This is a genomic window from Actinomadura sp. 6N118, from assembly GCF_044326415.1.
In the GTDB taxonomy this organism is placed as follows: domain Bacteria; phylum Actinomycetota; class Actinomycetes; order Streptosporangiales; family Streptosporangiaceae; genus Spirillospora.
Genome location: NZ_JBIRAZ010000043.1, coordinates 26,854 through 49,235, shown reverse-complemented (window position 1 = coordinate 49,235; position 22,382 = coordinate 26,854). Strand labels below are relative to the sequence as shown.

General features: G+C 69.1%; 25 protein-coding genes. 14 read left to right on the top strand and 11 right to left on the bottom strand.

Annotated features, from left to right (window positions below):
* Nucleotides 1-14 precede the first annotated feature (14 nt).
* On the bottom strand, nucleotides 15-1,058 hold the full coding sequence (locus ACH34W_RS53200; protein ID WP_395968946.1) for an LLM class flavin-dependent oxidoreductase: 1,044 nt from the start codon (nucleotides 1,056-1,058) through the stop codon (nucleotides 15-17).
* Nucleotides 1,058-1,618, bottom strand: coding sequence for an SRPBCC family protein (locus ACH34W_RS53195; RefSeq protein WP_395968945.1), 561 nt, complete (start codon nucleotides 1,616-1,618; stop codon nucleotides 1,058-1,060). The genes ACH34W_RS53200 and ACH34W_RS53195 overlap by 1 nt, the downstream gene beginning before the upstream one ends.
* Nucleotides 1,619-1,692: 74 nt before the next feature.
* Here ACH34W_RS53195 and ACH34W_RS53190 point away from each other — a divergent pair, with 74 nt between their 5' ends.
* A complete protein-coding gene (locus ACH34W_RS53190; RefSeq protein ID WP_395968944.1) occupies nucleotides 1,693-2,208 on the top strand; it encodes a winged helix-turn-helix transcriptional regulator in 516 nt (171 codons plus the stop codon).
* A gap of 28 nt (nucleotides 2,209-2,236) precedes the next feature.
* Here ACH34W_RS53190 and ACH34W_RS53185 read toward each other — a convergent pair whose 3' ends face one another.
* Nucleotides 2,237-3,124 carry a LysR family transcriptional regulator gene (locus ACH34W_RS53185; RefSeq protein WP_395968943.1) on the bottom strand — a complete coding sequence of 296 codons (888 nt, stop codon included), beginning with the start codon at nucleotides 3,122-3,124 and terminating at the stop codon, nucleotides 2,237-2,239.
* 84 nt (nucleotides 3,125-3,208) lie between these two features.
* Here ACH34W_RS53185 and ACH34W_RS53180 point away from each other — a divergent pair, with 84 nt between their 5' ends.
* Nucleotides 3,209-4,192 carry an EamA family transporter gene (locus ACH34W_RS53180; protein ID WP_395968942.1) on the top strand — a complete coding sequence of 328 codons (984 nt, stop codon included), beginning with the start codon at nucleotides 3,209-3,211 and terminating at the stop codon, nucleotides 4,190-4,192.
* Here ACH34W_RS53180 and ACH34W_RS53175 read toward each other — a convergent pair.
* Nucleotides 4,176-4,838 (bottom strand): hypothetical protein, encoded by a 663-nt coding sequence (locus ACH34W_RS53175; RefSeq protein ID WP_395968941.1) that lies wholly within the window; start codon nucleotides 4,836-4,838, stop codon nucleotides 4,176-4,178. The genes ACH34W_RS53180 and ACH34W_RS53175 overlap by 17 nt on opposite strands.
* A 146-nt stretch (nucleotides 4,839-4,984) precedes the next feature.
* The gene (locus ACH34W_RS53170) at nucleotides 4,985-5,653 is read right to left on the bottom strand and encodes an STAS domain-containing protein (RefSeq protein ID WP_395968940.1); all 669 of its coding nucleotides are present in this window, start codon (nucleotides 5,651-5,653) and stop codon (nucleotides 4,985-4,987) included.
* On the opposite strand from ACH34W_RS53170, the gene ACH34W_RS53165 reads away from it, so the two are divergent.
* From ACH34W_RS53165 to ACH34W_RS53155, 3 genes are all read left to right on the top strand, one after another.
* Complete coding sequence (locus ACH34W_RS53165; RefSeq protein ID WP_395968939.1) at nucleotides 5,616-6,221, top strand: B12-binding domain-containing radical SAM protein; 606 nt, start codon at nucleotides 5,616-5,618, stop codon at nucleotides 6,219-6,221. The genes ACH34W_RS53170 and ACH34W_RS53165 overlap by 38 nt on opposite strands.
* The gene (locus tag ACH34W_RS53160; protein WP_395968938.1) at nucleotides 6,218-6,487 is read left to right on the top strand and encodes a hypothetical protein; all 270 of its coding nucleotides are present in this window, start codon (nucleotides 6,218-6,220) and stop codon (nucleotides 6,485-6,487) included. Before ACH34W_RS53165 ends, ACH34W_RS53160 begins: the two co-directional genes overlap by 4 nt.
* Before the next feature lie 563 nt (nucleotides 6,488-7,050).
* Complete coding sequence (locus tag ACH34W_RS53155; protein ID WP_395968937.1) at nucleotides 7,051-7,956, top strand: NADP-dependent oxidoreductase; 906 nt, start codon at nucleotides 7,051-7,053, stop codon at nucleotides 7,954-7,956.
* A gap of 70 nt (nucleotides 7,957-8,026) precedes the next feature.
* On the opposite strand, the gene ACH34W_RS53150 is transcribed toward ACH34W_RS53155, so the two are convergent.
* The gene (locus ACH34W_RS53150; RefSeq protein ID WP_395968936.1) at nucleotides 8,027-8,527 is read right to left on the bottom strand and encodes a zinc-binding dehydrogenase; all 501 of its coding nucleotides are present in this window, start codon (nucleotides 8,525-8,527) and stop codon (nucleotides 8,027-8,029) included.
* 391 nt (nucleotides 8,528-8,918) lie between these two features.
* On the opposite strand from ACH34W_RS53150, the gene ACH34W_RS53145 reads away from it, so the two are divergent.
* The 8 genes from ACH34W_RS53145 (at nucleotide 8,919) to ACH34W_RS53110 (ending at nucleotide 14,990) form a co-directional block, all read left to right on the top strand.
* Nucleotides 8,919-9,644 (top strand): spermidine synthase, encoded by a 726-nt coding sequence (locus tag ACH34W_RS53145; protein ID WP_395968935.1) that lies wholly within the window; start codon nucleotides 8,919-8,921, stop codon nucleotides 9,642-9,644.
* Nucleotides 9,645-9,891: 247 nt separating this feature from the next.
* A complete protein-coding gene (locus tag ACH34W_RS53140; RefSeq protein WP_395968934.1) occupies nucleotides 9,892-10,029 on the top strand; it encodes a hypothetical protein in 138 nt (45 codons plus the stop codon).
* Between the two features lie 190 nt (nucleotides 10,030-10,219).
* Nucleotides 10,220-10,351, top strand: coding sequence for a hypothetical protein (locus ACH34W_RS53135; RefSeq protein ID WP_395968933.1), 132 nt, complete (start codon nucleotides 10,220-10,222; stop codon nucleotides 10,349-10,351).
* A gap of 323 nt (nucleotides 10,352-10,674) precedes the next feature.
* On the top strand, nucleotides 10,675-11,427 hold the full coding sequence (locus ACH34W_RS53130; protein WP_395968932.1) for an SDR family oxidoreductase: 753 nt from the start codon (nucleotides 10,675-10,677) through the stop codon (nucleotides 11,425-11,427).
* 42 nt (nucleotides 11,428-11,469) lie between these two features.
* Nucleotides 11,470-11,907 (top strand): cupin domain-containing protein, encoded by a 438-nt coding sequence (locus ACH34W_RS53125; protein WP_395968931.1) that lies wholly within the window; start codon nucleotides 11,470-11,472, stop codon nucleotides 11,905-11,907.
* A gap of 87 nt (nucleotides 11,908-11,994) precedes the next feature.
* Nucleotides 11,995-13,773: a ferritin-like domain-containing protein gene (locus ACH34W_RS53120; protein WP_395968930.1), complete on the top strand. Its 1,779-nt coding sequence runs from the start codon at nucleotides 11,995-11,997 to the stop codon at nucleotides 13,771-13,773.
* A gap of 97 nt (nucleotides 13,774-13,870) precedes the next feature.
* Nucleotides 13,871-14,581 carry an alpha/beta fold hydrolase gene (locus ACH34W_RS53115; protein ID WP_395968929.1) on the top strand — a complete coding sequence of 237 codons (711 nt, stop codon included), beginning with the start codon at nucleotides 13,871-13,873 and terminating at the stop codon, nucleotides 14,579-14,581.
* A 151-nt stretch (nucleotides 14,582-14,732) separates the two neighbouring features.
* Nucleotides 14,733-14,990 carry a helix-turn-helix domain-containing protein gene (locus ACH34W_RS53110; protein WP_395968928.1) on the top strand — a complete coding sequence of 86 codons (258 nt, stop codon included), beginning with the start codon at nucleotides 14,733-14,735 and terminating at the stop codon, nucleotides 14,988-14,990.
* A gap of 9 nt (nucleotides 14,991-14,999) precedes the next feature.
* Here ACH34W_RS53110 and ACH34W_RS53105 read toward each other — a convergent pair whose 3' ends face one another.
* Nucleotides 15,000-17,780, bottom strand: coding sequence for a helix-turn-helix transcriptional regulator (locus ACH34W_RS53105; protein WP_395968927.1), 2,781 nt, complete (start codon nucleotides 17,778-17,780; stop codon nucleotides 15,000-15,002).
* A 229-nt stretch (nucleotides 17,781-18,009) separates the two neighbouring features.
* Here ACH34W_RS53105 and ACH34W_RS53100 point away from each other — a divergent pair, with 229 nt between their 5' ends.
* On the top strand, nucleotides 18,010-18,717 hold the full coding sequence (locus ACH34W_RS53100; protein WP_395968926.1) for a sigma-70 family RNA polymerase sigma factor: 708 nt from the start codon (nucleotides 18,010-18,012) through the stop codon (nucleotides 18,715-18,717).
* A gap of 11 nt (nucleotides 18,718-18,728) precedes the next feature.
* On the opposite strand, the gene ACH34W_RS53095 is transcribed toward ACH34W_RS53100, so the two are convergent.
* The 4 genes from ACH34W_RS53095 to ACH34W_RS53080 are packed head-to-tail and all read right to left on the bottom strand — an operon-like array spanning nucleotide 18,729 to nucleotide 22,370.
* Nucleotides 18,729-20,354: a bifunctional 3-(3-hydroxy-phenyl)propionate/3-hydroxycinnamic acid hydroxylase gene (locus ACH34W_RS53095; RefSeq protein ID WP_395968925.1), complete on the bottom strand. Its 1,626-nt coding sequence runs from the start codon at nucleotides 20,352-20,354 to the stop codon at nucleotides 18,729-18,731.
* Nucleotides 20,351-21,220, bottom strand: coding sequence for an alpha/beta fold hydrolase (locus ACH34W_RS53090; protein ID WP_395968924.1), 870 nt, complete (start codon nucleotides 21,218-21,220; stop codon nucleotides 20,351-20,353). The genes ACH34W_RS53095 and ACH34W_RS53090 overlap by 4 nt, the downstream gene beginning before the upstream one ends.
* 8 nt (nucleotides 21,221-21,228) lie before the next feature.
* A complete protein-coding gene (locus ACH34W_RS53085; RefSeq protein ID WP_395968923.1) occupies nucleotides 21,229-21,831 on the bottom strand; it encodes an amino acid synthesis family protein in 603 nt (200 codons plus the stop codon).
* A 17-nt stretch (nucleotides 21,832-21,848) separates the two neighbouring features.
* Nucleotides 21,849-22,370 carry a VOC family protein gene (locus tag ACH34W_RS53080; protein WP_395968922.1) on the bottom strand — a complete coding sequence of 174 codons (522 nt, stop codon included), beginning with the start codon at nucleotides 22,368-22,370 and terminating at the stop codon, nucleotides 21,849-21,851.
* Nucleotides 22,371-22,382 lie beyond the last annotated feature (12 nt).

The window sequence follows — 22,382 nt, the reverse complement described above, 5'->3', positions numbered from 1 at the left end:
GCGGCGGGTAGTGCTTATCGTTCGAGCTCGTTGATGAGATCTATGGCTTGTCCGAGATTCTTCAGGCGCGCGTGCAGGGAGTCTCCAGCCGGATAGAGGCGGACGGTGTCGACGCCCGCGGACTTCCACGCTGCGAGGCGGGCGCGGACCATGTCCTCGGTTCCGATCAGTGTGGTGGCCAGAACCATCTCATCGGTGATGAGCGCTGACGCCCCAGCGCGGTCGCCGGCCTGCCACCGGTCGCGGACGTGCGCGGCGATGTCAGCCCACCCCTGGCGGCTGTAGGCATCGTTGTAGAAGTTGGTGCTGCCGGTGCCCATGCCGCCGAGTGAGAACGCCAGCTCCATCTTGCGTGAGCCGAGGACCGTGGAGAGTTCGTCCTCGCCGATGATGTTGACCTCGGCGCCCTGGCAGATGTCGAGGTCGGCTCGGGTCCGGCCGGAGCGGGTGAGTCCGGCGTCCAGGTGGGCGAAGTAGGCGGTCGCGGCTGCTTCGGGGATGAAGCTGGTGCCCAGCCAGCCGTCGGCGACCTCCCCGGTCAGTTCCAGCATCTTCGGCGACAGAGTGGCCAGGTAGATGGGGACGGAGACAGGGCGCATGCTGAGCCGCATCGGCCGGCCTTGCCCACCGGGCAGCGGGATGGTGAACCGGTCGCCGTCATAGGACAGCTTCTCGCCGGTGAACACCCTTCGCACGATCTCGACGGTCTCGCGCATGCGCGCCAGAGGACGGTCGAACGGAATCCCGTGCAGACCTTCCATGACCTGCGGGCCTGACGCTCCCAGCCCAAGCAGGAACCGTCCCTCTGACAGTTGCTGAAGCGTCATCGCGGTCTGGGCGATGGTCACCGGAGAGCGGGTGCCGAGCTGCATCACCCCGGATCCCAGCAGGATCCGGTCAGTGCGGGCGGCCAGGTAACCCAGCGGGGAGGGTGCGTCGGTGCCCCAGGCCTCGGCGACCCAGCACACGTCGAGACCGAGCTGCTCGGCCTCGACCACGAAGGAGGTGAGCTCCTTCCAGTCCCCGGCCGATCCTTCGACGGTGGTGGCGGTGCGCATCACTTCTCCTGCCGGCCGGTCTGTTCCGCACGCTTCTTGATCGCACTGAGGTTGGCCTTGATGCCGGTCTCGAACTCCCGCAACCGCACGAAAACGATCTTCTGTTCCTTCTCCGGCATCGCCGTGATCGCGAACGACAGTCCTGAGGGGGCCGGGCCGAGCTGACCGCTCTGCCGCAGGATGGTCCCGCCTCGCTCGGGGCGCAGGGTGAACCGCCACAGAGACGAGGGGTGCGCGGGGTCACCGACGGCCCAGGCGAAACAGAACGGAGCAGCGCACTCCACGATGGTGGAGACCGTCTCCCAGTCGCCCAATGAGGGGTGAGAGCTCCGCCCGCGGAGGCGGGCGCCCACACAGGGTCCCTCGTGGCCGTCGAGCCAGCCGACCTCCTGCAGTTCGGTGCTCAGCTCGGGCATCAGCTGGATGTCGCTCACCAGCGCCCACACAGTCTCGGTGGAGGCGCCGATCCATTCTTCCGCCGCCACCGTCGGCGCGTCCGCGTACACCTGGCCCGTCCACTCCATGAGACCACCAGCCTCTTCCAGTCGAACTGCCTCCATGGTTTCGTAGATGAACTTACCGTTCAAGGCATTGAGCTGCTGAGTCTTTCAACTAGACCGACTATCCTGGTGGTATGAGGCGTACGTCGTTCGCGAACTGGCCCTGCTCTATCGCCCGCACGATCGACCTGCTCGGCGACTGGTGGACGCCTCTGGTCCTGCGGGAGTCCTCGTACGGTGTCCGCCGTTTCGACGACTTCCAGCAGAGCCTCGGCATCGCCCGCAACACGCTGTCCGATCGGCTCAAACGCCTCGTCGAGGAAGGGCTGCTGGAAAAGCGCGTCTACGAGACCCAGCCGATCCGCCACGAGTACGTGCTGACCGAGTCCGGACGCGACTTCTTCAAGGTCCTCGCGGCGATGAACGCCTGGGGCGACCGCTGGCTCGCCACCGAGAACGGCCCCCCGGTCGTGCTCCACCACACGCGCTGCGGCCATGACAGCAGTCCCGAAGTGATCTGCTCGCACTGCCGCGAACCGCTCGACCTCGACGACATCACCTCCCGCCCCGGCCCCGGCTATCCCGCCAGGCTCCTCACCCGCCCCGACGTCCGCGAACGCTTCGCCCTCGACACCCCGCCCGGAGCATGACGCCTTCCTCGGCGAGCGTGGTCGATGTTCAGGTCGTTGCGCGGGCGGTGAGCAGGTTGAGGACAAGTTGCAGTGGGGGCCAGCCCGCATGGCCGCGGCGCACCACGGCGTACGAACGCAACGTCACCGCCGGGTGGGTCAGCGGCAAGATCTCGATCCCGGGGATTGCGGGCTGGTCGGCTGGCAGCAGGCCGATCCCGAGCCCGGCGATGATGAGATCTTGCACCAGTTCCAGGCTGTCGGCGTGGTGGGTGATCCGCGGCTCGAACCCGGCCATCGATGCCAGGACGCGCACGACGTTCTCGTCGGCGGTGCTGCGGGAATTGACGATCCAGTCCCGGTCGCGGACGGAGGCGAAGACGGAGGGAGCGTCGCCCTGGGGGACCGCGATGGTGTGCGGTACCGCCAGACTCCAGGCCGTCGACCAGAGCGGCCGGAACTCCAGGCCCTGGTGGGCGGCTGCGGGGGCTAGGTTGTAGTCGTAGGTCAAAGCAAGATCGACATCGTCTGCGGCCAGCAGTGCCAGCGCCTCGGCAGGCTCATGTTCGTGGATGTGCAACCGCATCTTGGGGTGATCGGCCAGGTCGGCCGCCACCGGCACCAATGAGCGGCGAACGGCCGTGGCGAAGCCGGCGACCCGCACGGTGCCTGCCGGCTCGGCGCCGGGATCCAGATCCAGCCGGGCCGCATCCACCGCCGCCAGGATCGTCACGGCGTGCTGCGCCAGCCGCCGGCCCGCCGGAGTCAGCCGCACGCGGCGACCCTGCGGTTCGGTCAACGCCGTGCCTGCCTCCCGCGACAGCGCGGCGATCTGCTGCGACACCGCCGAGGTGGTGGTCCCCAGCTCTTCGGCGACCTCACGCATCGATCCCAGCCGGGACAACTCCAGCAGCATCTGCAGGCGACGGACATCCACCTCCCTATCATTCACGAATCGTGAACAGTATGTCCAGGATTCTCGCGTGGACATGAACGATGCTGATCGCTTCTACTGGGGCCCATGACGTTCACAACCCCGCAGGCCTCCCACTCGGCGAGTGCCCGTACCGGCGCAGGCCTGGCCCTGGCGGCGATGATGTGTGTGCAACTGGGCCTGGTCGTATCCATCGGCATGATCGACCGGATCGGCGCCGAGGGCGCAGCCTGGCTGCGGCTGGGGTGGGCCGGGGTACTGCTGCTGGTCATAGTGCGGCCCCGGCGCTCAGCCTTCTCCCGCGCCGACCTGCTCGCCTGTACGGCGCTCGGCGTGGCCACCGCGGGCCTCACCCTGTTCTTCATGGCCGCGGTCGACCGGCTCCCCCTGGGCACCGCCAGCGCGCTGGAATTCCTCGGCCCGTTGGGCGTCGCCGTGGTCCGAGGCCGCGGCGGCAGGAAACTATGGCCCCTCTTGGCAGCCGCGGGCGTCTTGCTGCTCACCGAACCGTGGCACGGCGCCAGCGATCCAATCGGAATCGCCTACGCCCTGGCCGCCGCAGCCTGCTGGGCCGCCTACATCGTCCTGACCCAGCATGTCGGCGACCAGGTCTCCGGAATCGGTGGACTGGCCGTCTCCATGCCCGTCGCCGCCCTGGTGGCCACCGCGGTCGCCGGTCCGTCAGTCCTGAACCACCTCACCTGGCCGCTCCTCCTGGCCGGACTCGGCCTGGCGGTACTGCTGCCGGTGGTGCCCTTCGCCCTCGAACTGATCGCCTTGCGCCGCCTCAGCACCGCCGCGTTCGGCACGCTGATGAGCCTGGAACCAGCCATCGCCACCATCATCGGCCTGGTCTTCCTCCACCAGGTCCCCGGATGGCTCGCCGCCGCAGGAATCGCACTGGTGGTCATCGCCGGCATCGGCGCCGAACGCACCGGCGCCCGCACGGGCCCCCTCCCCGACGCAGCGCCGCCACTCCACACCGACGACCTCGGGCTCCACATCGCTAAGCCCTGCCCGAACGCAGCATCAATCGGATCGAGGAGTGTTGCGGTCAGGTGCGAGCCTTGACGATGCCCGCGGCATGGGTGCAGTAGTCCTCGCCGTCCACCTGGTAGACAATGCCGTCTCTGATCGGGCTCTCCACCCAGTGGCGGCACGGTTCTTCGCCGAGCCTGGCCTGGTGGTCGCACTCGTCATCGGTGGCGGGCGCCGGCATCAGGGTCATCGATGGCGGGTCGCATGCAATGCCCTGGTCCGCCGTCGCTTGCCCGATGATGTGGGCCACCGCCCACAGGCAGAACAGCGCCGACAAACTGAACGCCGTCGTCAGTACCCCGGGAGTCGCGGTCGTGCCCGGCATCTGCGCGAAGAACGTAACCGCCCCTGCCACCGAGAGCAGCAGACCGCCTGAGAAGCCCGCGAGCCAGAATCTCTGCGCGGCGAGACGTGACGACTTGGACGGGGTACGCCGCTTCGACACGGTGACCTGCGCGCCACAACGGGTGCATTGCGCTACGCCCCGATGAGTGAACGTGGGATCCTCCGGCAGCGGCGAAAGGATCACTGGTTCCGCGGTCGATACCGTCACACTGTTAGAGGCGTACGTGCCGCCGCCCCGTTGCTGAGAGTGGCCGAGCCGCGCCCAGAGCGGCCCTGGCACCTCGGGCGGAACCGCCTTCTGTGCTGGACGCGCCATTTCAACCCGCTCAACCACCGGAGATCATCGTCGCCCGCCATCTTAGGGCCCGATGACAGACCTGTCGTTGCCACAATGGCGCATGCAGACAAGCCAAGGCACCCGCCACGCCGTCCGCGCTGGAGCCGGAGCCGGTGGACCGTGGAGACTCCGGGCATCGCCGCCTACGGCCTCAGAGCTTCGCTGGTCGCCTTCGGCTGAAGCATTCCCTGGCCGTGCAGGTGGTGGCGGGCGTGGGCGATCGCGGCGGGGGTGTCAGAGAAGATCAGTCCGTCGTGGCGGAGGTGGTCGGCCACGCCGAGGATCGCGAGTACCTGGTCGTGGCAGGGTTTGATGCCTGACAGCAGGACCACGATGCCGCGGTGCTCCAGCCGGGTGATGGCGTCGCCGAGGACGTGGGCACCGGTGGCGTCGAGGGTGGTCACGCGGGACATGCGCAGGATCACCACGCGGACGTCGGCGACCTCGCTCAGTTCGAGCAGGAAACGGTGGGCGGCGGCGAAGAACAGCGGCCCGTCCAGCCGGTAGGCGACGATGTGCTCCGCCAGCAGGCGGTGTTCCTCTTCAGTGTGGTCTCCCGCGGAAAGATCGGCCGTGAGGGCGACCTCCTCGACGCGGGCGGAGCGGGCGATCGCGCGCAGCGCCAGCGCGCCGGCGACGATCATGCCGAGGATGACCGCCTTGACCAGGTCCAGTGCGAGGGTGGCCAGGGCGGTGAGGAACATGACGGCGCCGTCGGCACGGGTGGACCGCGCCAGGGCGCGTAGCGAGCCGACCTCCACCATCCGCACGGCGGTGGCCAGCAGTACCCCGGCGAGCTTCGAAGGCGGCAAGTCGTTCTACACCCAGACCGTCGACGCGGCGCTGGCCGAGATCGAGCGGCTGCCCGGCCGCCACCTGTACTTCCCGGACGACCACCTGTTCGGCAACGCCCGCTTCGCCACCGCGCTCTTCGACGGGATGCGCGGCATGGGACGGCTCTGGCAGGCCGCCGGGACCGTACAGGCGGTGCTGCGCCCCGGGCTCCTGGAGAAGGCCGTGGAGTCCGGGCTGCGCAGCCTTTTCGTGGGCTTCGAGACCGTCAACGCGGGCAACCTCACCGAGCAGCGCAAGTGGCAGAACATCGACCGCGACTACGACGCGGTCGTGCGCCGGCTGCACGACAACGGCATCATGGTCAACGGGAGCTTCGTCTTCGGCATGGACGAGGACGACCCGAGCGTCTTCGGCCGCACCGTCGAGTGGGCCGTCGGACAGGGCATCGAAACCGCCACGTTCCACATCATGACGCCCTATCCCGGAACCCGCCTCTACGACCGCATGGCCAAGGCCGGCCGGCTCCTCCACTCCGACTGGGACGCTACGACACCCGGACCGTCGTCTTCGAGCCCGCCCGGATGAGCGCCCGCGAACTGGAGGACGGCTACCGGCGCGCCTACCGCGACTTCTACAGATGGGGCGCCATCCTGCGCGGCGCCGGCAGCAAGCTGACCCTGCGCGGCAAGGCCCGCCACGCCGCGTACGCGGGCGGCTGGAAGAAGTTCGAGCCCGCCTGGGACCTCGCCATCCGCGCCAAACAGGCAGGCCGCGCCCTACCCCTCCTGGAAACCATCCTCTCCGGCTTCGGCACCCGCCCCGCAGCGCGAGGCGGCCGGGCGACCGGGTGACGACGGTTTCGGCACCGGTGAGGGTCTCAAAGCCACGACGCACATTTCGGCCACGCCGGGGACAGGCTGCACCAGTGGTTGTTCGCCACCCGGTGGTGGCAGCGGCGGAGTCGACGATTCTTCGCCCAGCAGTTCACTCCGGGGATCGGCGCCGCTGGAGGGCCTCGAGAAGGACTACGCGATCGAGGCCACTTCCTCACCCAGTGGGGTCACGCATGTGACGTTCACCCGTACCGGTGCCTGAACTGCCTCGCCCAAACACCCCGCGGCCGCGTCGCTAGCGGTCCAGTTCGTTGGCGGCCGACTGCAGGTGGACAGCTCGGGCCGCGTGCGAGCCGCCGCTGATGGGTGAGTTCCGCGCGCTGGTCGATGGCGTATTGCCGTGCGTGGAATTTCCCGAGCTGCTGCTGGAGGTGTTCGACCGGACGGGGCCGATTCCCTGGCCAGATCCTTGTGACCATTGGCCCGCGGGCCACTCGCGGACCAGACGTACCGCAGCAACGATTGTCAAAGCCAAGGACCTGTTCTGTCCTTGGCGATTGTGATCACTCAGGGGAGGATTCATGCGCGCGGTCCGGGTTGAGAAGTTCGGGGTACCCGAGGTCATGCAGGTGGTCGAGGTCCCTGACGCGGTAGCGGGTGTCGGCGAGGTCCTGGTCCGCGCCATCGCCTCCAGCGTCAATCCGGTGGACGTCAAGACTTGCGAGGGAGCGATCGGAGAGGGCATGCCTCCGCTGCCGATGACGCTCGGCTGGGACCTGGCGGGCATCGTCGTGGACGCGGGAACCAGCGAGTTCCCCGTCGGCGCACCGGTCATCGCGATGTCCCATCAGCTCGACACCGGCCGGGGCACCTGGGCCGACCTGGTGCCGGTCCCTGTCGGCTCACTTGCTCTGGCTCCCGCCACCAGCAGCCTGACCGAGGCGGGCACGCTGCCGCTGTCCGGACTGACGGCGCTGCAGACCCTGGACTGGCTCGAGGTGACCGCCGGGGATCGCGTGCTGCTGACCGGAGCGGCCGGTGCCGTCGGCAGCCTGGCACTGCAGATCGCGGTCGCGCGCGGCGCCCGGGTGGACGCGCTGGTGTCCCGGGCAGCCGGGGTGGACGTGGCTCGCGAGCACGGCGCCGGCCTGGTGACCACTGACCGGTCTGCCCTCCCCGCCCGGGCGTATGACGCGGTCTTCGACACCTTCGGCGCGTTTGTGACAGACACGGTCGCAGACGGCGGCCGCTATGCCTCGATCGCCACGCAAGCCGGGCCGGTTCCCGACCTGACCGCGCGGGGCGTCCGCACGATCCTCAACCAGGTCCAAGAGGACGGAACGGCACTGGCTGAGCTGGCCAGGCTCGTCGACAAGGGTGTCCTCCACATCAGAATGGACTCGTTCTTCGGCCTTCACCAGATCAGCGAGGCCGTCGAGCACTTCGCCCGCGGCGGCCTGAAGGGCAGAATCGCGGTGAGCTTCTGACCGCCACCGGCTTCGACGTACTGCTTCGCGACGCCCTCGCGCAATCCAGGGGCCTGGCGTCACGGTCCGTTCAGGGCAGCAGTGCCAGCTTGCCGATGGTGGCCCGCGCTTCCAGTTCCGCAAGTGCCTTGGGGCCGTCGGCCAGCTCATAGATGGTGGGCTGGCCGGGGCCGAGCACTCCGGCTGCGAGGAGCCCGAACAGCTGGCCCATGACTTCGCCGAAGATTTGCGGTGCGGCCTGGATCAGAGTGCCGATGTTCAGGCCGATGAGGTGGATCTGGTGCTGGTAGACCAGGTCCCAGTTGGTGATCGCGGCTTCGCCGCCGGCCACGCCATAAACGACGACCCGGCCGGTGACGCGTTTGGTCGCGGCCAGGCTGGCCTGCAGGGTGGCGCCGCCGACCGACTCCAGCACCAGGTCGGCGCCCGCGCCGCCGGTCAGCCGCAGGACCTTTGCAGCGAGGTCGCCGCCGCGCGAATCGAGGACGTGGTCGGCGCCCAGCGCCCGTACCACCTCGTGCTTGCCTGGCGAGGCCGTGGCGATCACCATCGCGCCATAGTGCTTGGCCATCGTCACCGCGGCTGGCCGCGGCGTGGATCAGCACGGTCTGCCCCGCGGTGACACCGCCCAATGGCTTGAGCGCCGCCAGCGCCGTTGGCCAGTTCACCACCAGGCCCAGCGCCTGCTCGTCGGCCCAGCCCGCCGGCACCGGGACCGCCGCAGCCGCGGGCACCGGCGGGCCAGCTTCCGGCTCGGTTCCGGGCTGGCGATCCGGCACGCCCGCGGCAAGGGCCGTACGCTACGGAAGCGACCTGCGGCTGTACACGGCGGGTGGGATTCCGTCATTGCACTATGGACCAGGCGACGTGCGGTTCGCGCACGCGCCAGGGAGCAGGTCGAACTGCGGGACACCCCGCGCTCTCGCAGTGCGACGCTGCGGGGCTGTGAAGGAGGGGTTCAAATGAGCGCACGGTTCGAAGAACTCGACTGGCGCCCGACGCCGATGGGCGTCATCAGTCTGAGACGGCGCAGGGACCCCTCGCTCGGAACCGACGTCTTCGAGATCAAACTCGATGACGAATTCCTCATGTCGAGTATGTGGACGGCCGGTGAGATCGCGCTCGCCGAGTTCGGCCTGGCTCAGGTGCCCGGCGATCACCTCGATGTCGCCGTCGGCGGCCTCGGTCTCGGCCATACCGCCCAAGCGGTGCTGGCACATTCCCGGGTCAGGTCCCTCGTCGTCGTCGAGGCGCTCGCCGAGGTCATCGAGTGGCATCAACGCCGGTTGCTGCCGCTGGGAGAGCAACTGACGTCAGACCCGCGTTGCCATCTGGTCCAGGGAGACTTCTTCGCGCTGGCCGGCACCGCTTCCGGATTGGATCCGCAGCAGGCGAGACGCTTCGACGCCATTCTGGTGGACATCGACCATTCGCCACGCCACACGCTGAATCCGACCCACGCGTCCTTCTACCGGCCCGACGGCCTCAGCCGGCTCGCCAAGCATCTGCACCCCGGCGGGGTCTTCGGCCTTTGGTCGAACGACCCGCCCGACGATGACTTTCACGCTGCCCTCACCAAGGTGTTCACCGAGACCGCATCGCATGTCGTGACCTTCCCCAATCCCGTTCAAGGGGGCGAGTCGGCCAACACCGTCTACATCGCCAGGACGCCAAGCCTGCCGATGTGACCGGCCAAATGGGACATTTTTCTCAAGATTCACGCCAAGCTCTGATGATCCCCTGGTCGTCGCGATAGTGCCGCGGCGACCCTGTGGTGGAAATGCTCTGCCGTCAAGGTCAATTCCGGCCAGATCATTTCATTGCTCACGCTTCACAGTGGTTGGACACTGGATCTGCTCGCGTGAGCTGGCACCGATCAGCCGATGGGGAGCCCATGACGAATCGTGTTCGTAAGTCTGGACCATTCCGCAGATTGTGCAGGGTGCGGTGTACGACGCGGTCAACGCGATCGCCGGCACCCCGTACAAGCCGTACCTGATCGCTCCCCGCAGCCGGCCCGATGACTCGGCCTCCGCAGCCGTCGCCACCGCGGCCTACCGGGTGCTCCTCTAGCTCTTCCCCGGCCAGGCAGACTCCTTGCGCGCGCAGTTCGAGAAGTCGCTCGCCGCGATCCCCGACGGCCGCTCAGAACGCGGCGGCATCGCTGTCGGCCAGGCCACGGCCGCGGCCATGATCGATGCCCGCCGCAACGACGGCGCGTTCTCCGATGCGACCCGCCGCTACAACAGCCTCTCCAAAAGCCATGGCCGAGCTGGTCCAGGCCAGGATCTGGGCAGGGGTGCACTACCGCTTCGCCTCCAAGGACGGCGATCAACTCGGCGCGACCGTCACCCGCGACGTCCTCAACCACGCGTTCGGCCGCCGCAACGACTGACCCGAGAAGGCCCCGCCCTGACACCGCCCATGGGCATCATGACTGGCCAAGATGCCCAGCTGGGTGACCACCTGGGCGATACAGAACGCATGAATCAATGAAGTAGCGATGACTCCACCCGGAGCTTCCGGCGCACCCGAGTTCCGGGTGGAGCTCGCCCGGGACTTCACCGTTTGCCGAACTGGCCAGAGGGCTTGATGGCGGGCGCCGGATTGCTGGCGATTTCGGTGATTTTCGTCGGAGCTGTCACAGGACGGAGGGGTGCCCGGTCTTAGCTGGCGACCGGGCGGCGACCGATGCCCCGGAGAACAGGAAGGCCTGGCATGAAGATCGTGGTAATCGGCGGAACCGGCCTGATCGGATCGAAACTCGTGACCAAGCTCGGCGAGCACGGCCACGAGGCGGTGGCGGCGTCGCCGAACACCGGCGTCGACACGCTCACCGGGGAAGGACTGGCCGAGGTCCTGGCCGGCGCGTCGGTGGTGATCGACGTGTCCAACTCCCCGTCCTTCGAGGACGCGGCGGTGCTGGAGTTCTTCGAGACCTCCACGCGCAATCTGCTGGCCGCGGAGAAGGCGGCCGGGGTGGGCCATCACGTCGCGCTGTCGGTGGTGGGCACTGAGGGGCGGCCTGACATCGGCTACTTCCGGGCGAAGATCGCCCAGGAGAAGCTGATCAAGGAGTCGTCGATCCCGTTCTCGATCGTGCACGCGACGCAGTTCTACGAGTTCGCCCGGAGGATCGCCGACGGAGCCACCGACGGCGACACGGTCCGGATGCCGCCGGTGCTGTTCCAGCCCATCGCGGGCGACGAGGTCGCCCAGGCGGTCGGCAGGACCGCGGTGGGCTCGCCGCTGAACGGGCCGGTCGAGATCGCCGGCCCCGAGCAGTTCCGGATGGACGAGTTCTTCCGGGACGCCCTGACAGCCTGGGGTGACCCGCGTGAGGTGGTCACCGACCCGCACGCGCACTATTTCGGAGCCGAGCTGCAGGAGCGGAACCTCGTGCCGGGCGATGGCGCGGTTCTCGGCGAGATCAAGTACGCCGACTGGCTGGCGGGCAACGCCGGCGAATAGCGCCCACCCATCGCACACCCATGAGCCAAGGAGGCATGTCCCATGTCCGGTACTGATTCCGCCGCCACCGAGCCGAAGACCAGATCGACCGCGTGGCAGACGGCGCTCACCATGGTGCAGGAGGCCGAGCCACCCTTCATCCCGGCGGGGGCGCATGCGATGACCGTGGTCATCGAGTTCCCGCCCGGCGACCCCGGTACGCCGCCGCACCGGCACTCAGGCCCGGCGTTCGGGTACGTGCTGGAGGGCGAGATGTTGCTGGAGGTCGAAGGGGAGCCGGAGCGGGTCGTCCATGCCGGCGAGGCGTTCTGGGAGCCCGGTGGCGACGTCATCCACTACCAGGACGGCAACAACCGCGACGACCTGCCGGTACGTTTCACCGTCACGATGCTCTGCAAACCCGGCAAGCCCATGCTGAGCCTGGTGGACGAGGCGGAACTCACCCAGCGCAAGCACCTTCGGGCTCCCAGGGACTCCTGACCACCGCACCACGACAGCTCGGGGAGCGGTATGCGATCCCGGCCGCCTGCGGAATCCGACCTCCTCGACAGCCGAAGTGAGACATCCATGGATCACCCAGCACAGCAGCAGCATGCCCCTGGTCCCGCCGCGTCGGCGCGGATCGCCACACTCGACGATCTTCAAGAGCACCTGCAGTGGGCGATCGAGCTGGAGCACGCGACGTTGCCGCCGTACCTGTGCGCGCTCTATTCACTCGACCCGCAACGCAATCCCGAAGCCATCGAGGTGGTCGCCGGCGTCTTCGCCGAGGAGATGATCCACCTGGCGCTGGCCGCGAACCTGCTCAACGCCGTCGGCTGGCGGCCGCGGCTGGACGCGCCACGGATGTTGCCGCCGCATCCTCGGCGGCTGCCTCACGGTGGCCCCTCCCTGGAGTTGTCTCTGCTCCCGTTCGGCGCTGAGGCACTCGACATGTTCCTCCGGCTCGAACGGCCGGCACCGCCCGGCGCTCCGGCGGAGGCCGACGGCTACGAGACGATCGGGCAGTTCTACGCCGCGATCGAGGACGGACTGCGCCACCTGTGCGGCCGGCTCGGCGAGCGGGCGGTCTTCCGCGGCGATCCGGCTCGCCAGGTGCACGCCGGCCACTTCCGGAACACCGCCGGCCGGTTGATCGCGGTCAACGATCTGTCCTCGGCGCTGACCGCGCTGGAGGAGATCGTCGAGCAGGGCGAAGGCATGACCCGTGACGAGGTCTGGGACGGCGACCGGGACGTCCACCATCCTGATCGGGACGAGGTCGCGCACTACTACCGCTTCCAGGAGCTGAGAGCCGGTCGGCGCTACCAGCGCGGCGACACCCCGCAGTCCGGGCCGACGGGCGAGGCGATCCGCGTGGACCTCGCCGGCGTCCGTCCGATGAGGCGCAACCCGCGACTCGCCGATCATGCTCCGGGCAGCGCGATCCGCACGGCCCAGGAAGAGTTCAACCACACCTACTGCGCCATCTTGCATCTGCTCGAGCAGGCGTTCAACGGCAGCCCGAGGTTGCTCGCGGTCGCCACCGGCACCATGTACGGGCTCAAGGCGCAAGCTCAAGCCCTCATGCGCATGCCTGACGAGGACGGCACGACGGCCGGCCCGAGCTTCGAGTACGTTGCGCCCGAGCTCCGCCGGTGGAGCGTCGGCGATCGGCGGCGGATCGTCGTGCTCGCCGACGGTCCCTACCTGGTGTACGGAGGGGTCCCGCTCAAGCGCAAGCGGAAGGTCGTCTCTGCGGAGAACAATGCCCTGACCTGGAAGACCGGCGACACCTTGGCGACCGAGGACACGTATGCGCTGTGCCGCTGCGGCCGGTCGGGCGCGAAGCCGTTCTGCGACGGTACGCACGCCGTGGTCGGGTTCGACGGCACGGAGTCCGCCGACCTCCGGCCGTACAAGGAGCTGCAGCACGTGCACGACGGGGTGGGCATCTCGGCGCAGCGGGTCGGCGAGCTGTGCATCCACGCGGCCTTCTGCATCGGACGCACCAGACCGATCGCCGACATGCTCGCCGACACCGGCGACAGCGACGTGCGCTCCAACGTCATGGGCCGGATCGACCACTGCCCCTCCGGGTCGTACAGCTACGCCCTGGAGCGCGGCGGCGAATCGATCGAGCCCGACCTCCCGCAGGCCATCTCGATCCTCGAGGAAGAGGACGGCCTGGCCAGCGCACTGTGGGTCACCGGCGGCGTGCCGGTCGTGCGCGCGGACGGCCAGCCGCTGGAGACCCGCAACCGGATGACGCTCTGCCGCTGCGGCCGTTCCGCGGGGAAACCGCTGTGCGACGGAACCCACCGAAAGATCAACTTCCGCGAAACGGTTCCCTCCACGACTTCGTGATGCTCAACCCCGTCCGCGACACTCAGGCCTCACGCGCCGCCACCGCCCAGGCCATCGCTGTCCTCAAGGCCGCCCTGCACACGTGAAAGGCACAACCATGAGCACCACCGAACAGCCCGTCGTCGTCCTGGTCCACGGCGCCTTCGCCGAGTCGGCGAGCTGGAACCGCGTCATCCAGCGCCTGCGCGCCCGCGGACTCTCCGCGGTCGCCGTGGCCAACCCGCTGCGCAGCCTGGCGGACGACGCCGCTTACGTCCGCGACGTGATCAATGGCATCGGCCAGCCGGTCGTCCTCGTCGGCCACTCCTATGGCGGGATGGTGATCAGCCAGGCGGCGGCCGGCAACCCTGCCGTCCGCTCCCTGGTCTACGTCGCCGCGTTCGCCCCGGAAACCGGCGAGAGCGCTCTGCTCCTGTCCGGCAAGTTCGAGGGCAGCACCCTGGGCGGCGCGCTGGACGCCTACCCGGTCGCCTCCGGCGGCAACGAGTTCCGCATCGCCGAGCAGAAGTACCACCACCAGTTCTGCGCCGACCTGGACTCCGACGAGGCCGCCCTGATGGCGGTGACCCAGCGCCCGGTGACCGAGCGGGCGCTGACCGACGAGCTGAGCGTGAACGAGGCGGGATGGCGCACCACACCGTCGTGGTTCGTCTTCGGCGAGCGCGATCTCAACATCCCGGTCGCAGCGCTGCGGTTCATGGCCGAACGAGCCTCCTCGCGAGGGACCCGCGAGATCGCCGGTGCCTCGCACGCGATCGCGTCGTCCCAGCCCGACGCCGTCGTCGCCGCCATCCTCGACGCAATCTGACGAACGCCGGTCGCGGAGGCTGATGGCGGCGGTCACTAGGGACGTCACGGATGCGAACGCGGCGCGGCGCGTGGACCCTGTCCCGCATGAGCTCGCACCCGGTCTTGAAGCACCTCTCCGTGTGGGCAGAAGAGGAAGGGGCTGGCGGGCAATGGCCGATCTGGACTACAGGTGGCGTCTTCGCGAGATCATGGCGGAGCGCGGCATGTTCTCCACCACGGAGCTGCGTCCCCTGCTGGCCGCTCGCGGTGTCGACCTGTCGCCGAGCCAGGTGTACCGGCTCGTGGTCGACAAGCCAGAGCGGCTGAGCCTCCGCACGCTGATGGCGTTGCTGGACATCCTTGACTGCGCGATGGACGACCTGATCGAACCATCGGCCGCCCGGACCACCCGCCGTACAGCGACGTGATGAGGGCTCTCAGAGCTGGTGGCGTGAGGTGATGCCGAGTTTGGTGAAGACCTTGCGCAGGTGGTATTCGATGGTGCGGGGGCTGACGTACAGGCGTTCGGCGATCTCCTTGTTGGTCAGGCCGGTGCGGGCCAGCCTGGCGATCTGCGCCTCCTGCGGGGTGAGCTCCTCGGTGGTTTCGACGTTCCGCTTCCGGGCGGTCTCCCCGGTGGCCTGGAGCTCGCGTGCGGCACGGTCGGCGAAGTCCCTCATGCCGATCTCGGTGAACAGGTCGAAGGCGGTGCGGAGGTTGTCGCGGGCGTCGATGCGGCGGCGTTCGCGGCGGAGCCATTCGCCGTAGAGCAGGTGGGCACGGGCGAGGTCGACGCGCATCCGGGTGCGGCCGAGCCGGTCGATCGCCTCGCGATAGAGGCGGTCGGCCTCCTCCCCTTCGCTGAGCAGCGCCCGGCAGCGGGCCTCGAGGCCGAGACCCCAGTCAGCGCCGCCCGCCCGGGTGGACCAGGACAGCCGTTCCAGAGTTCGGGAGGCGAGTTCGTGCCGGCCGGTGCGCGCGGAGGCCTCGATGAGTTCGAGGGGGGCCCAGAGGACTCCGCAGCCGCTCGGCGCCCGATGGTCCACGCTGGCCTGCAGGACGGCTTCCAGAGCCTTCTCGTACTGGCCGAGCCCGTTGTAGAGGACGGACCGGACCCAATGGCTGATCTCCAGCGTCCGCCCCTCCCCGCGGACCGCTCCCTCCTTCGCGATGATCTCCGCGAGCCGCTCGGTCTCCTCCTCCTCTCCCCGCCACGCCGCGAGGCCGAGGTCGCCGCCCTTCTGGACCATGGCTCCGGAGGTGGTCCAGACGTCGGCGGCGACCGCGTTCGCCTTCGCTTCCTCGTTCAGGGTCTCGGCCTCCGCCAGGTCGCCCTCGAAAAGGAGCACCATCGTGGACATGCTGAGTACCAGGGGCAGTAGCGCGAGTGCACCGGAGTCGCGGACAAGGCGGAGATAGTACCGGGTCAGTTCGCGACAGGCCTCGTCGTCCCACAGGGCCATGGCGAAGAAGTTGACGAACCAAGGCCATCGGAGCTGTTCGCCGGGGGTGGTCTCCTCGCTCATGACAACTTCCACCGCACGCCGCAGGGCCGGCTCGGCTGTCAGGGTGTCCCGCGTGTAGAGGAGGGACAGGGCGTCGAGGATGAGATCCGTGGCGCGGGGCGCGCCGGGCACGGGGGGCGCCTCACGGGCAGCCGCCGCGACCTCGGTGATGCCGTCCCAGTTGGGCAGGACGCCGATCGCCACCAGCAGCGCCTGCAGATAGGTGTCGCGGGACAGGTCGATGTCGAGTGTTTCGAGCTGCTTGGCGGCCTTGAGCAGGATCGCCGGAGCGGACGTGCCGCGGTTCGAGGTCAGGGCGATCTCGGCGCGCAGGGATTCGACCTTGGCACGGCGCAGTTCGTCCGGCGGCCCGGCCTCGGCCGTCGCCAGGAGCGCCAGTGCGGACTCGGGTGCGCCGACCAGGTGCTTGGCCCGGGCGGCGTCGAGCGCGCGTTCGGCCCGGCGCCGGGCCTCGGGGGTGAGCCCGACCGCCCGTTCCAGGAAGGCCGCGGCGGCGGCCAGGCCACCGCGAGCCTGGGCGCGCCCGGCCGAGTGTTCGAGTTCGGCGGCGATGCTCTCGTCGGGGTGGGCGGTGCTTTGGGCGCGGTGCCAGGCCCGCCGGTCGGGGTCGGTGGCGGCGTCGGTCGCCTCCGCCAACGCTCGGTGGGCCTGTCTGCGCTCCCTTGGGACGGTCGCGTTGTACACCGCGGAGCGGACGAGCGGATGCCGGAAACGCACCCGGTCGCTGAAGTCGATCAGTTCGTCGGCCTCGTCGACCGCCACGGCGTCGACGCCGAGCACGTCGGCGGCGCGCCACAGCAGAGCCGTATCGCCGAGGGGTTCGGCGGCGGCCAGCAGCAGCATCATCCGGCCGTCCGCCGGCAGGCCGTTCAGCCGACGCTGGAAACCGTCCTCGAGGCGGCTCGACAGCGACTGCCCGGTCGCCGCCGCCACGAAACCGCCCGCGGACGCGGCGCGTGGCAGTTCGAGCAGGGCGAGCGGGTTCCCGCGCGACTCGTGCAAGATCCTGTCGCGCACCTCCTCGTCCAGCGGCCCGGCGACCACCCGGCTGACGAGGGTCCGCGCATCGGCGTCCCGCAGTCCGCCGACCTCCATCACCGGCAGGCCCGGCAACACGTCGGCCTCGCCGGAATCACGGACAGCGAAGACACAGGCCACGCTCTCGGCCATGAGGCGGCGGGCCACGAAGGTGAGGATCTGCGCCGAGGCGCTGTCGAGCCACTGCGCGTCGTCGATCACGCACACGAGCGGACGCTCGTCGGCGGCCTGAGCCAGGAGGTTGAGCACGGCGAGGCTGATGAGGAACTGGCCCGGAGGAGGACCGGCGCGCATCCCGAACGCCGTGCCGAGCGCGTCATGCTGCGGTTCGGGCAGCGAATCCAGGAGGTCCAGCATCGGCACGCACAGCTGGTGAACGGCCGCGAAGGCCAGTTCCATCTCCGACTGGACCCCTGTTGCGGCTAGGACCCGGCACCCGGATGACTTCTCGACAAGGTGGTCCAACAGGGCCGACTTGCCGATCCCGGCCTCGCCGCGAAGCACCAGCACCCGGCTCTCACCGCCGCGGACATCCGCGAGCAGCCGGTCGAGCGTCTCGCACTCGGCCTCTCTGCCCACCAACGACCCCGACCGCAGGGCCGCGCCCGCCCCGACCGCGGACCACCCACCCCCAAAATCGGACTTTTCAGACATCCCCCACCAGCTTCCGCATCGCAGATCACCGGTGGTACCGGGACCGAACTGCCATCCAATGCAATATCTCACCATCCAATGCATGCAGGCCAGGCCCGTATACCCGGGGCGGACCGACTCTTCGCTAGGGACCCCGGCCAGGGTCTCCCTGATGCGACCGCAGTACCTGCCCGGCCACAGTGAGTCGTGTCGGCGGCAGGCGTCGGCCAGCGCGTCGAACGGAGTGGTCATGGCGGTCAAGGAGATGACGCGGAGGCGGTTCGGAAGCGTGGGGGGCGCCCCTGAAGAACAAGACAAAACGGGTTCCCTAGACCAGGCAGCCGCCACCTTTATCGAGGTGCGTCCGCGCCTGTTCGGCATCGCCTACCGGATGCTCGCCAGCTCAGCGGAAGCCGAGGACATCGTCCAGGAGACCTGGCTGCGCTGGCAGAACACCGAACACTCGACCATCGCCAACCCGGCGGCGTTCCTGGCCCTGATCACGACGCGGCTGTCCATCAACGCCGCACAGTCCGCCCGGGCCCGCCGTGAAACCTACATCGGGCCCTGGCTGCACGAGCCCATCGACACCAGCATCGACCCCGCCACCGGAGCCGAGCGGGGCGAAGCGCTCGAACTCGCTCTGCTACTGCTGCTCGAGAAGCTCACCCCGGCCCAGCGCGCCGCCTACATCCTCCGCGAAGCCTTCGACTACCCCTACGAGCAGATCGCCGAGATCATTCAGCTCTCCCCCGCCAACGTCCGCCAGCTGGTGAGCCGCGCCCGCAAGCATCTGCACACCACCCGGCGCGAGCCGATCGACACCAACGAGCACCGGCGCCTCCTGTCGACCTTCCTCAACGCCGCCCAGGAGGGGAACGTGACGGCCCTGGAAGACCTCTTCGCCGCAGACGTCGTAAGCCCCTCCGACAGCAAAGCCCTCAGAGGGGCAGCGTGACTTCCATGCGATCATCGCTCCTCCTGGTCGGGGACGTCGGCGGGTGGACCGAGCAGCCGGCGGAGCCGGTCGACGGCCGGGCCGAGCGTGGTGCGGCCGCTTCGCGCGGCGACGTACCGGTCGGGCCGGATGACGACGACGCGCGCGCGGTGCCGGGTGAACCACTCGCGCAGGTGGCCCTCGAGGTCCTCGACGACCTGGGTTCGCGGATGGGCCGTCGCGCGCCGTGCCCGGCCGGCCCGCGAGTCGATGACCTTGACGAAAGTGGTGTCGAGTCCGGCGAGGTAGTCGCGCTGGGCATCGGTGAGGTGCTCGGCCGGGTCGGTGTCGAACCCGAGCACGGCGAACCAGGGGCCGAGGACGTCGTCCAGGCGCACGGCGCGCCCATCGGCGTCCTCGACCAGCGGCTGGATGAACATGCGCCCGGCAGGTGAACGCCGGCTGTCGGGAACGACGACTCCCTCGGTGTACTGCGGCATCGGCTTGAAACGCATTTGCAGGAGCCAGTTCTTCACCGCCGGTGCCCACGTGACGCCACGGAAGAACAGGTCGCGCGCGACCGCCACCCGGTGGTCAGTGGGTGACAGGATGCGGCCGAGCGTGGTCGAGAGATCGATCATTGCCGCGGCGTGGGCGCGCCGCTCGCCGTCGTAGGTGGCCAGGACGGCTGGATCGGCACGCCCTGTGACGATGGCGGCGATCTTCCAGGCCACGTTGGTGGCGTCGCGGATGCCGGTGTTCATGCCCTGCCCCGCCCAGGGCGGCATGAGATGGGCGGCGTCGCCGATCAGGCATACGCGGCCGGCGGTGAAGTGCTGCGCGATCCGCGAATGGTGTGTGTAGACGCGTGCCCTGATGATGTTCAGCCGCGCCGGGTCCTTGACGTGGCGGCCGAGCAGCTCGCGCACCTTGGCGGGCTTGAGCATCTCGTCGGCGTCCTCGCCGGGGAACATCAGGAACTCCCAGCGCCGGTAGTCGTATGGCAGATGGACGCAGACGTACGGCCGCACCGGATCGCAGTGCAAAGCGGTGTACTGGGCGTCGAGCGGATCGTTGTCGCACTCGATGACCACCCACTTGCGCGGGTGCGTCACGCCCTCCAGCACCACGCCCAGAAGCTCGCGGATCGTGCTGCGTCCTCCGTCGGCACCGACCACGTACTCGGCCTGGATCCGCAGGCGCTCGTTCTCGGGGGCCAGGACGTCGAGTTCCGCTCCATGGTCGTGCTGCTCCAGCCGGACGACGTCGTGTCCCAGTAGCGTCCGAACCGAGGGGAACCGATCGAGGCCACGGCGCAGCACCTGCTCGCACTGGGGTTGCATGAAGACGTTGCGCCGCGACCAGCCGTACTCGCGCGTCGTGGGGCGGATGTCGGCGAAGCATCGGCCGTGAGCGTCGAAGAACCGCAGCGGGACGTTCTGGATCATGTCCTTGATCAGCTCATCGGCCAGCCCGATGGCCTGGAGGCTGCGCAGGCACTCGTCGTCCATACCGACCGCGCGCGGGTAGTCGATGATGTCGAGGTTGCGTTCGACAAGCACCGTGTCCACGCCGTACATGCCGAGGAAGTTCGCGACCGTGGCGCCGGTCGGGCCGCCGCCGACCACCGCGACTTGAGTCTGGATGGTGCGCGTCATCGCCGGTCCCGATGCTCACCCAGGAACTCCCGCAGGGTGGCCAGGTAGCCTGCGTGGTTGTCGTCATGCACATAGTGCCCGGCCCCCGGGATCTCCTTCCATGTGAGCAGCGGCTGGCGTGTGGCCATCTCGGCGCACACGGCGGTGGGCAAGAAGTCCGAGCGGTCGCCTCGCAGGACCAGCGTCGGGCATCGCAGCGCCTCGACGTGCGGCCACAGGTCCACCTGGCCGGACGGGTCGGGATCCAGGCGCGCCCGCGCGATGCCGTCGAGATCGAACTTCCACACCCAGCGGCCGTCGGCGGCCTGGCGCACCGTATTGGCGACCCGGGAGTCGAGCGCCGCAGCCGAGATGCCGGGACGCACGCCGCGCCAGTACGCGCGGGCTTCGGCGAGTCCGGCGAACTCCCGCGGAGTCCGCGCCAGCTCGCGCCTGATCCGCTCCGCGCCCTCGCCGGAGGCCGACGATCCGGGCCCGATGTCCTCGATGACCGCGAGCCGGACCCGCTCGGGGTGCCGGGCCGCGTAGACGATCGCGTTGGTGCCGCCCATGGAGTGGCCGACGAGCACGAAACGGTGCAGCCCCAGCGCGTCGGCGAACTGTTCGAGATCTCTGACGTAGGCCTCGGTGGTGTACTCCCCCGCCGGATCCCAGGCGCTGTCGCCGCGGCCACGGTGATCCAGGGCGATGAGCCGGTGACGATCGGCCAGCGCCGCCGCCACCGGCTCCCACGTCCGGGCGTAGCTGCGCAGCCCGTGCAGCAGCACGACCGGGGATGCGTCAGGCTGCCCCCATTCCACGTAGTGGGCGCGCAGACCGTTGAGCGTCGTGAACCGGTCGGTACCGGTGGTCGGGTCCGTCGTCATCGTCATGCTCAGCGCAGCCCGTCCCGGCCCTCGATCGCGTCGGCGGCCAGGCCGCCGAGGCGTGCGTGCAGCCGGCCCCGGGTGGCGAAGGCGAAGATCGCGACGACCTCGTCCGGGGCCGGCGCGTCGGTGAAGCCGACGGTGATCGTGTCGTAGTGCGAGCGCACGTAGAGCGCGTCCTTGTGCGCGAGCGGCACGTCGATGCTGGAGCCGGGGGCGCCGCGCTTGCCTGTGGAGGGCACCCAGGACTTGCCTCCGCCGACCGCCTCCCGGACAGGGTCGGCGAAGACCTGGGTGAGGAACGCGTTGCCGTGCTCGTACTCGCCGTCGGCCCCGACCAGGCAGGCCTTGCCGTAGCTCTCGATCGGCTGGCCTCCGGCCGCGGCCTGGACGCGGCGGCCGAATTCCAGGCCGAGTTTCGCCGAACCGCCGACGATCTCGTCAAGGGTCTCGCCGTGCCTGCCGGCGTACGGATTGTGGACGGCCGCGGCGATGACGATCTTCCGCACCGGTGCGCCGTCGGCCAGGGCGCCGGTCTCGGTGGCCAGTGTGTCTTCGATGTAGGTGAACCATTTGCGGATGTGGTAGCCCTCGAAATTGGGCTCGCGCATGGGGATTCCTCCGGAGGTCAGGTGTAGAGCGGGTCGAGCACGACGGGTTCGCTGGGCGCGTTGTGCTCGCTGAGGATCCGCTTGCCCTCCTCGTCGTCCCGCACGGTTTCGCAGAAGAACTCGAATCGGTTGCCATCCGGGTCGGTGAAGTACACGCCGAAGCCCACCTTGTGGTCGGTGGTCTTCACGACGGGCACGTCCTTGTCGAGCAACATCCCGTACAGGCGGCGCAGTTCGTCGAGGTCGCCATCGATCTCCAGGCCGTAGTGCTGAAGCCCGATGCCGCCGGGCCGGGCGCCGTCTTCGGCACGGATCAAGGCGATGTCGTGGTGCTTGCGGCCGTAGGACAGGAAGACCCACTGCGGACCGCGAGCGGTCACCTCCATGCCGAGCACGTCCTCGTACCATCGCGCCGAGACCTCAGGGTCGCGGACGAACAACGACAGGTGAGTCCGCCGTACCCGGGGCCGCACGTCGCGGGCCCCGCCGGTGTCCGGACTGAGCGCGTTCTCATTGGTCATGTCGTTCTCATTGGTCATGCCAGTGCCTCC

Bases quoted from the DNA above. Each gene is read 5' to 3' on its own strand.
- ACH34W_RS53105 (WP_395968927.1), bottom strand. From the start codon at position 17,780: ATGTCTGAAAAGTCCGATTTTGGGGGTGGGTGGTCCGCGGTCGGGGCG.
- ACH34W_RS53100 (WP_395968926.1), top strand. From the start codon at position 18,010: ATGGCGGTCAAGGAGATGACGCGGAGGCGGTTCGGAAGCGTGGGGGGC.
- ACH34W_RS53080 (WP_395968922.1), bottom strand. From the start codon at position 22,370: ATGACCAATGAGAACGACATGACCAATGAGAACGCGCTCAGTCCGGAC.
- ACH34W_RS53200 (WP_395968946.1), bottom strand. From the start codon at position 1,058: ATGCGCACCGCCACCACCGTCGAAGGATCGGCCGGGGACTGGAAGGAG.
- ACH34W_RS53135 (WP_395968933.1), top strand. From the start codon at position 10,220: ATGGCCGAGCTGGTCCAGGCCAGGATCTGGGCAGGGGTGCACTACCGC.
- ACH34W_RS53195 (WP_395968945.1), bottom strand. From the start codon at position 1,618: ATGGAGGCAGTTCGACTGGAAGAGGCTGGTGGTCTCATGGAGTGGACG.
- ACH34W_RS53145 (WP_395968935.1), top strand. From the start codon at position 8,919: ATGAGCGCACGGTTCGAAGAACTCGACTGGCGCCCGACGCCGATGGGC.
- ACH34W_RS53160 (WP_395968938.1), top strand. From the start codon at position 6,218: ATGAGCGCCCGCGAACTGGAGGACGGCTACCGGCGCGCCTACCGCGAC.
- ACH34W_RS53120 (WP_395968930.1), top strand. From the start codon at position 11,995: ATGGATCACCCAGCACAGCAGCAGCATGCCCCTGGTCCCGCCGCGTCG.
- ACH34W_RS53125 (WP_395968931.1), top strand. From the start codon at position 11,470: ATGTCCGGTACTGATTCCGCCGCCACCGAGCCGAAGACCAGATCGACC.
- ACH34W_RS53115 (WP_395968929.1), top strand. From the start codon at position 13,871: ATGAGCACCACCGAACAGCCCGTCGTCGTCCTGGTCCACGGCGCCTTC.
- ACH34W_RS53190 (WP_395968944.1), top strand. From the start codon at position 1,693: ATGAGGCGTACGTCGTTCGCGAACTGGCCCTGCTCTATCGCCCGCACG.
- ACH34W_RS53110 (WP_395968928.1), top strand. From the start codon at position 14,733: ATGGCCGATCTGGACTACAGGTGGCGTCTTCGCGAGATCATGGCGGAG.
- ACH34W_RS53095 (WP_395968925.1), bottom strand. From the start codon at position 20,354: ATGACGCGCACCATCCAGACTCAAGTCGCGGTGGTCGGCGGCGGCCCG.
- ACH34W_RS53090 (WP_395968924.1), bottom strand. From the start codon at position 21,220: ATGACGACGGACCCGACCACCGGTACCGACCGGTTCACGACGCTCAAC.
- ACH34W_RS53150 (WP_395968936.1), bottom strand. From the start codon at position 8,527: ATGGCCAAGCACTATGGCGCGATGGTGATCGCCACGGCCTCGCCAGGC.
- ACH34W_RS53130 (WP_395968932.1), top strand. From the start codon at position 10,675: ATGAAGATCGTGGTAATCGGCGGAACCGGCCTGATCGGATCGAAACTC.
- ACH34W_RS53085 (WP_395968923.1), bottom strand. From the start codon at position 21,831: ATGCGCGAGCCCAATTTCGAGGGCTACCACATCCGCAAATGGTTCACC.
- ACH34W_RS53180 (WP_395968942.1), top strand. From the start codon at position 3,209: ATGACGTTCACAACCCCGCAGGCCTCCCACTCGGCGAGTGCCCGTACC.
- ACH34W_RS53155 (WP_395968937.1), top strand. From the start codon at position 7,051: ATGCGCGCGGTCCGGGTTGAGAAGTTCGGGGTACCCGAGGTCATGCAG.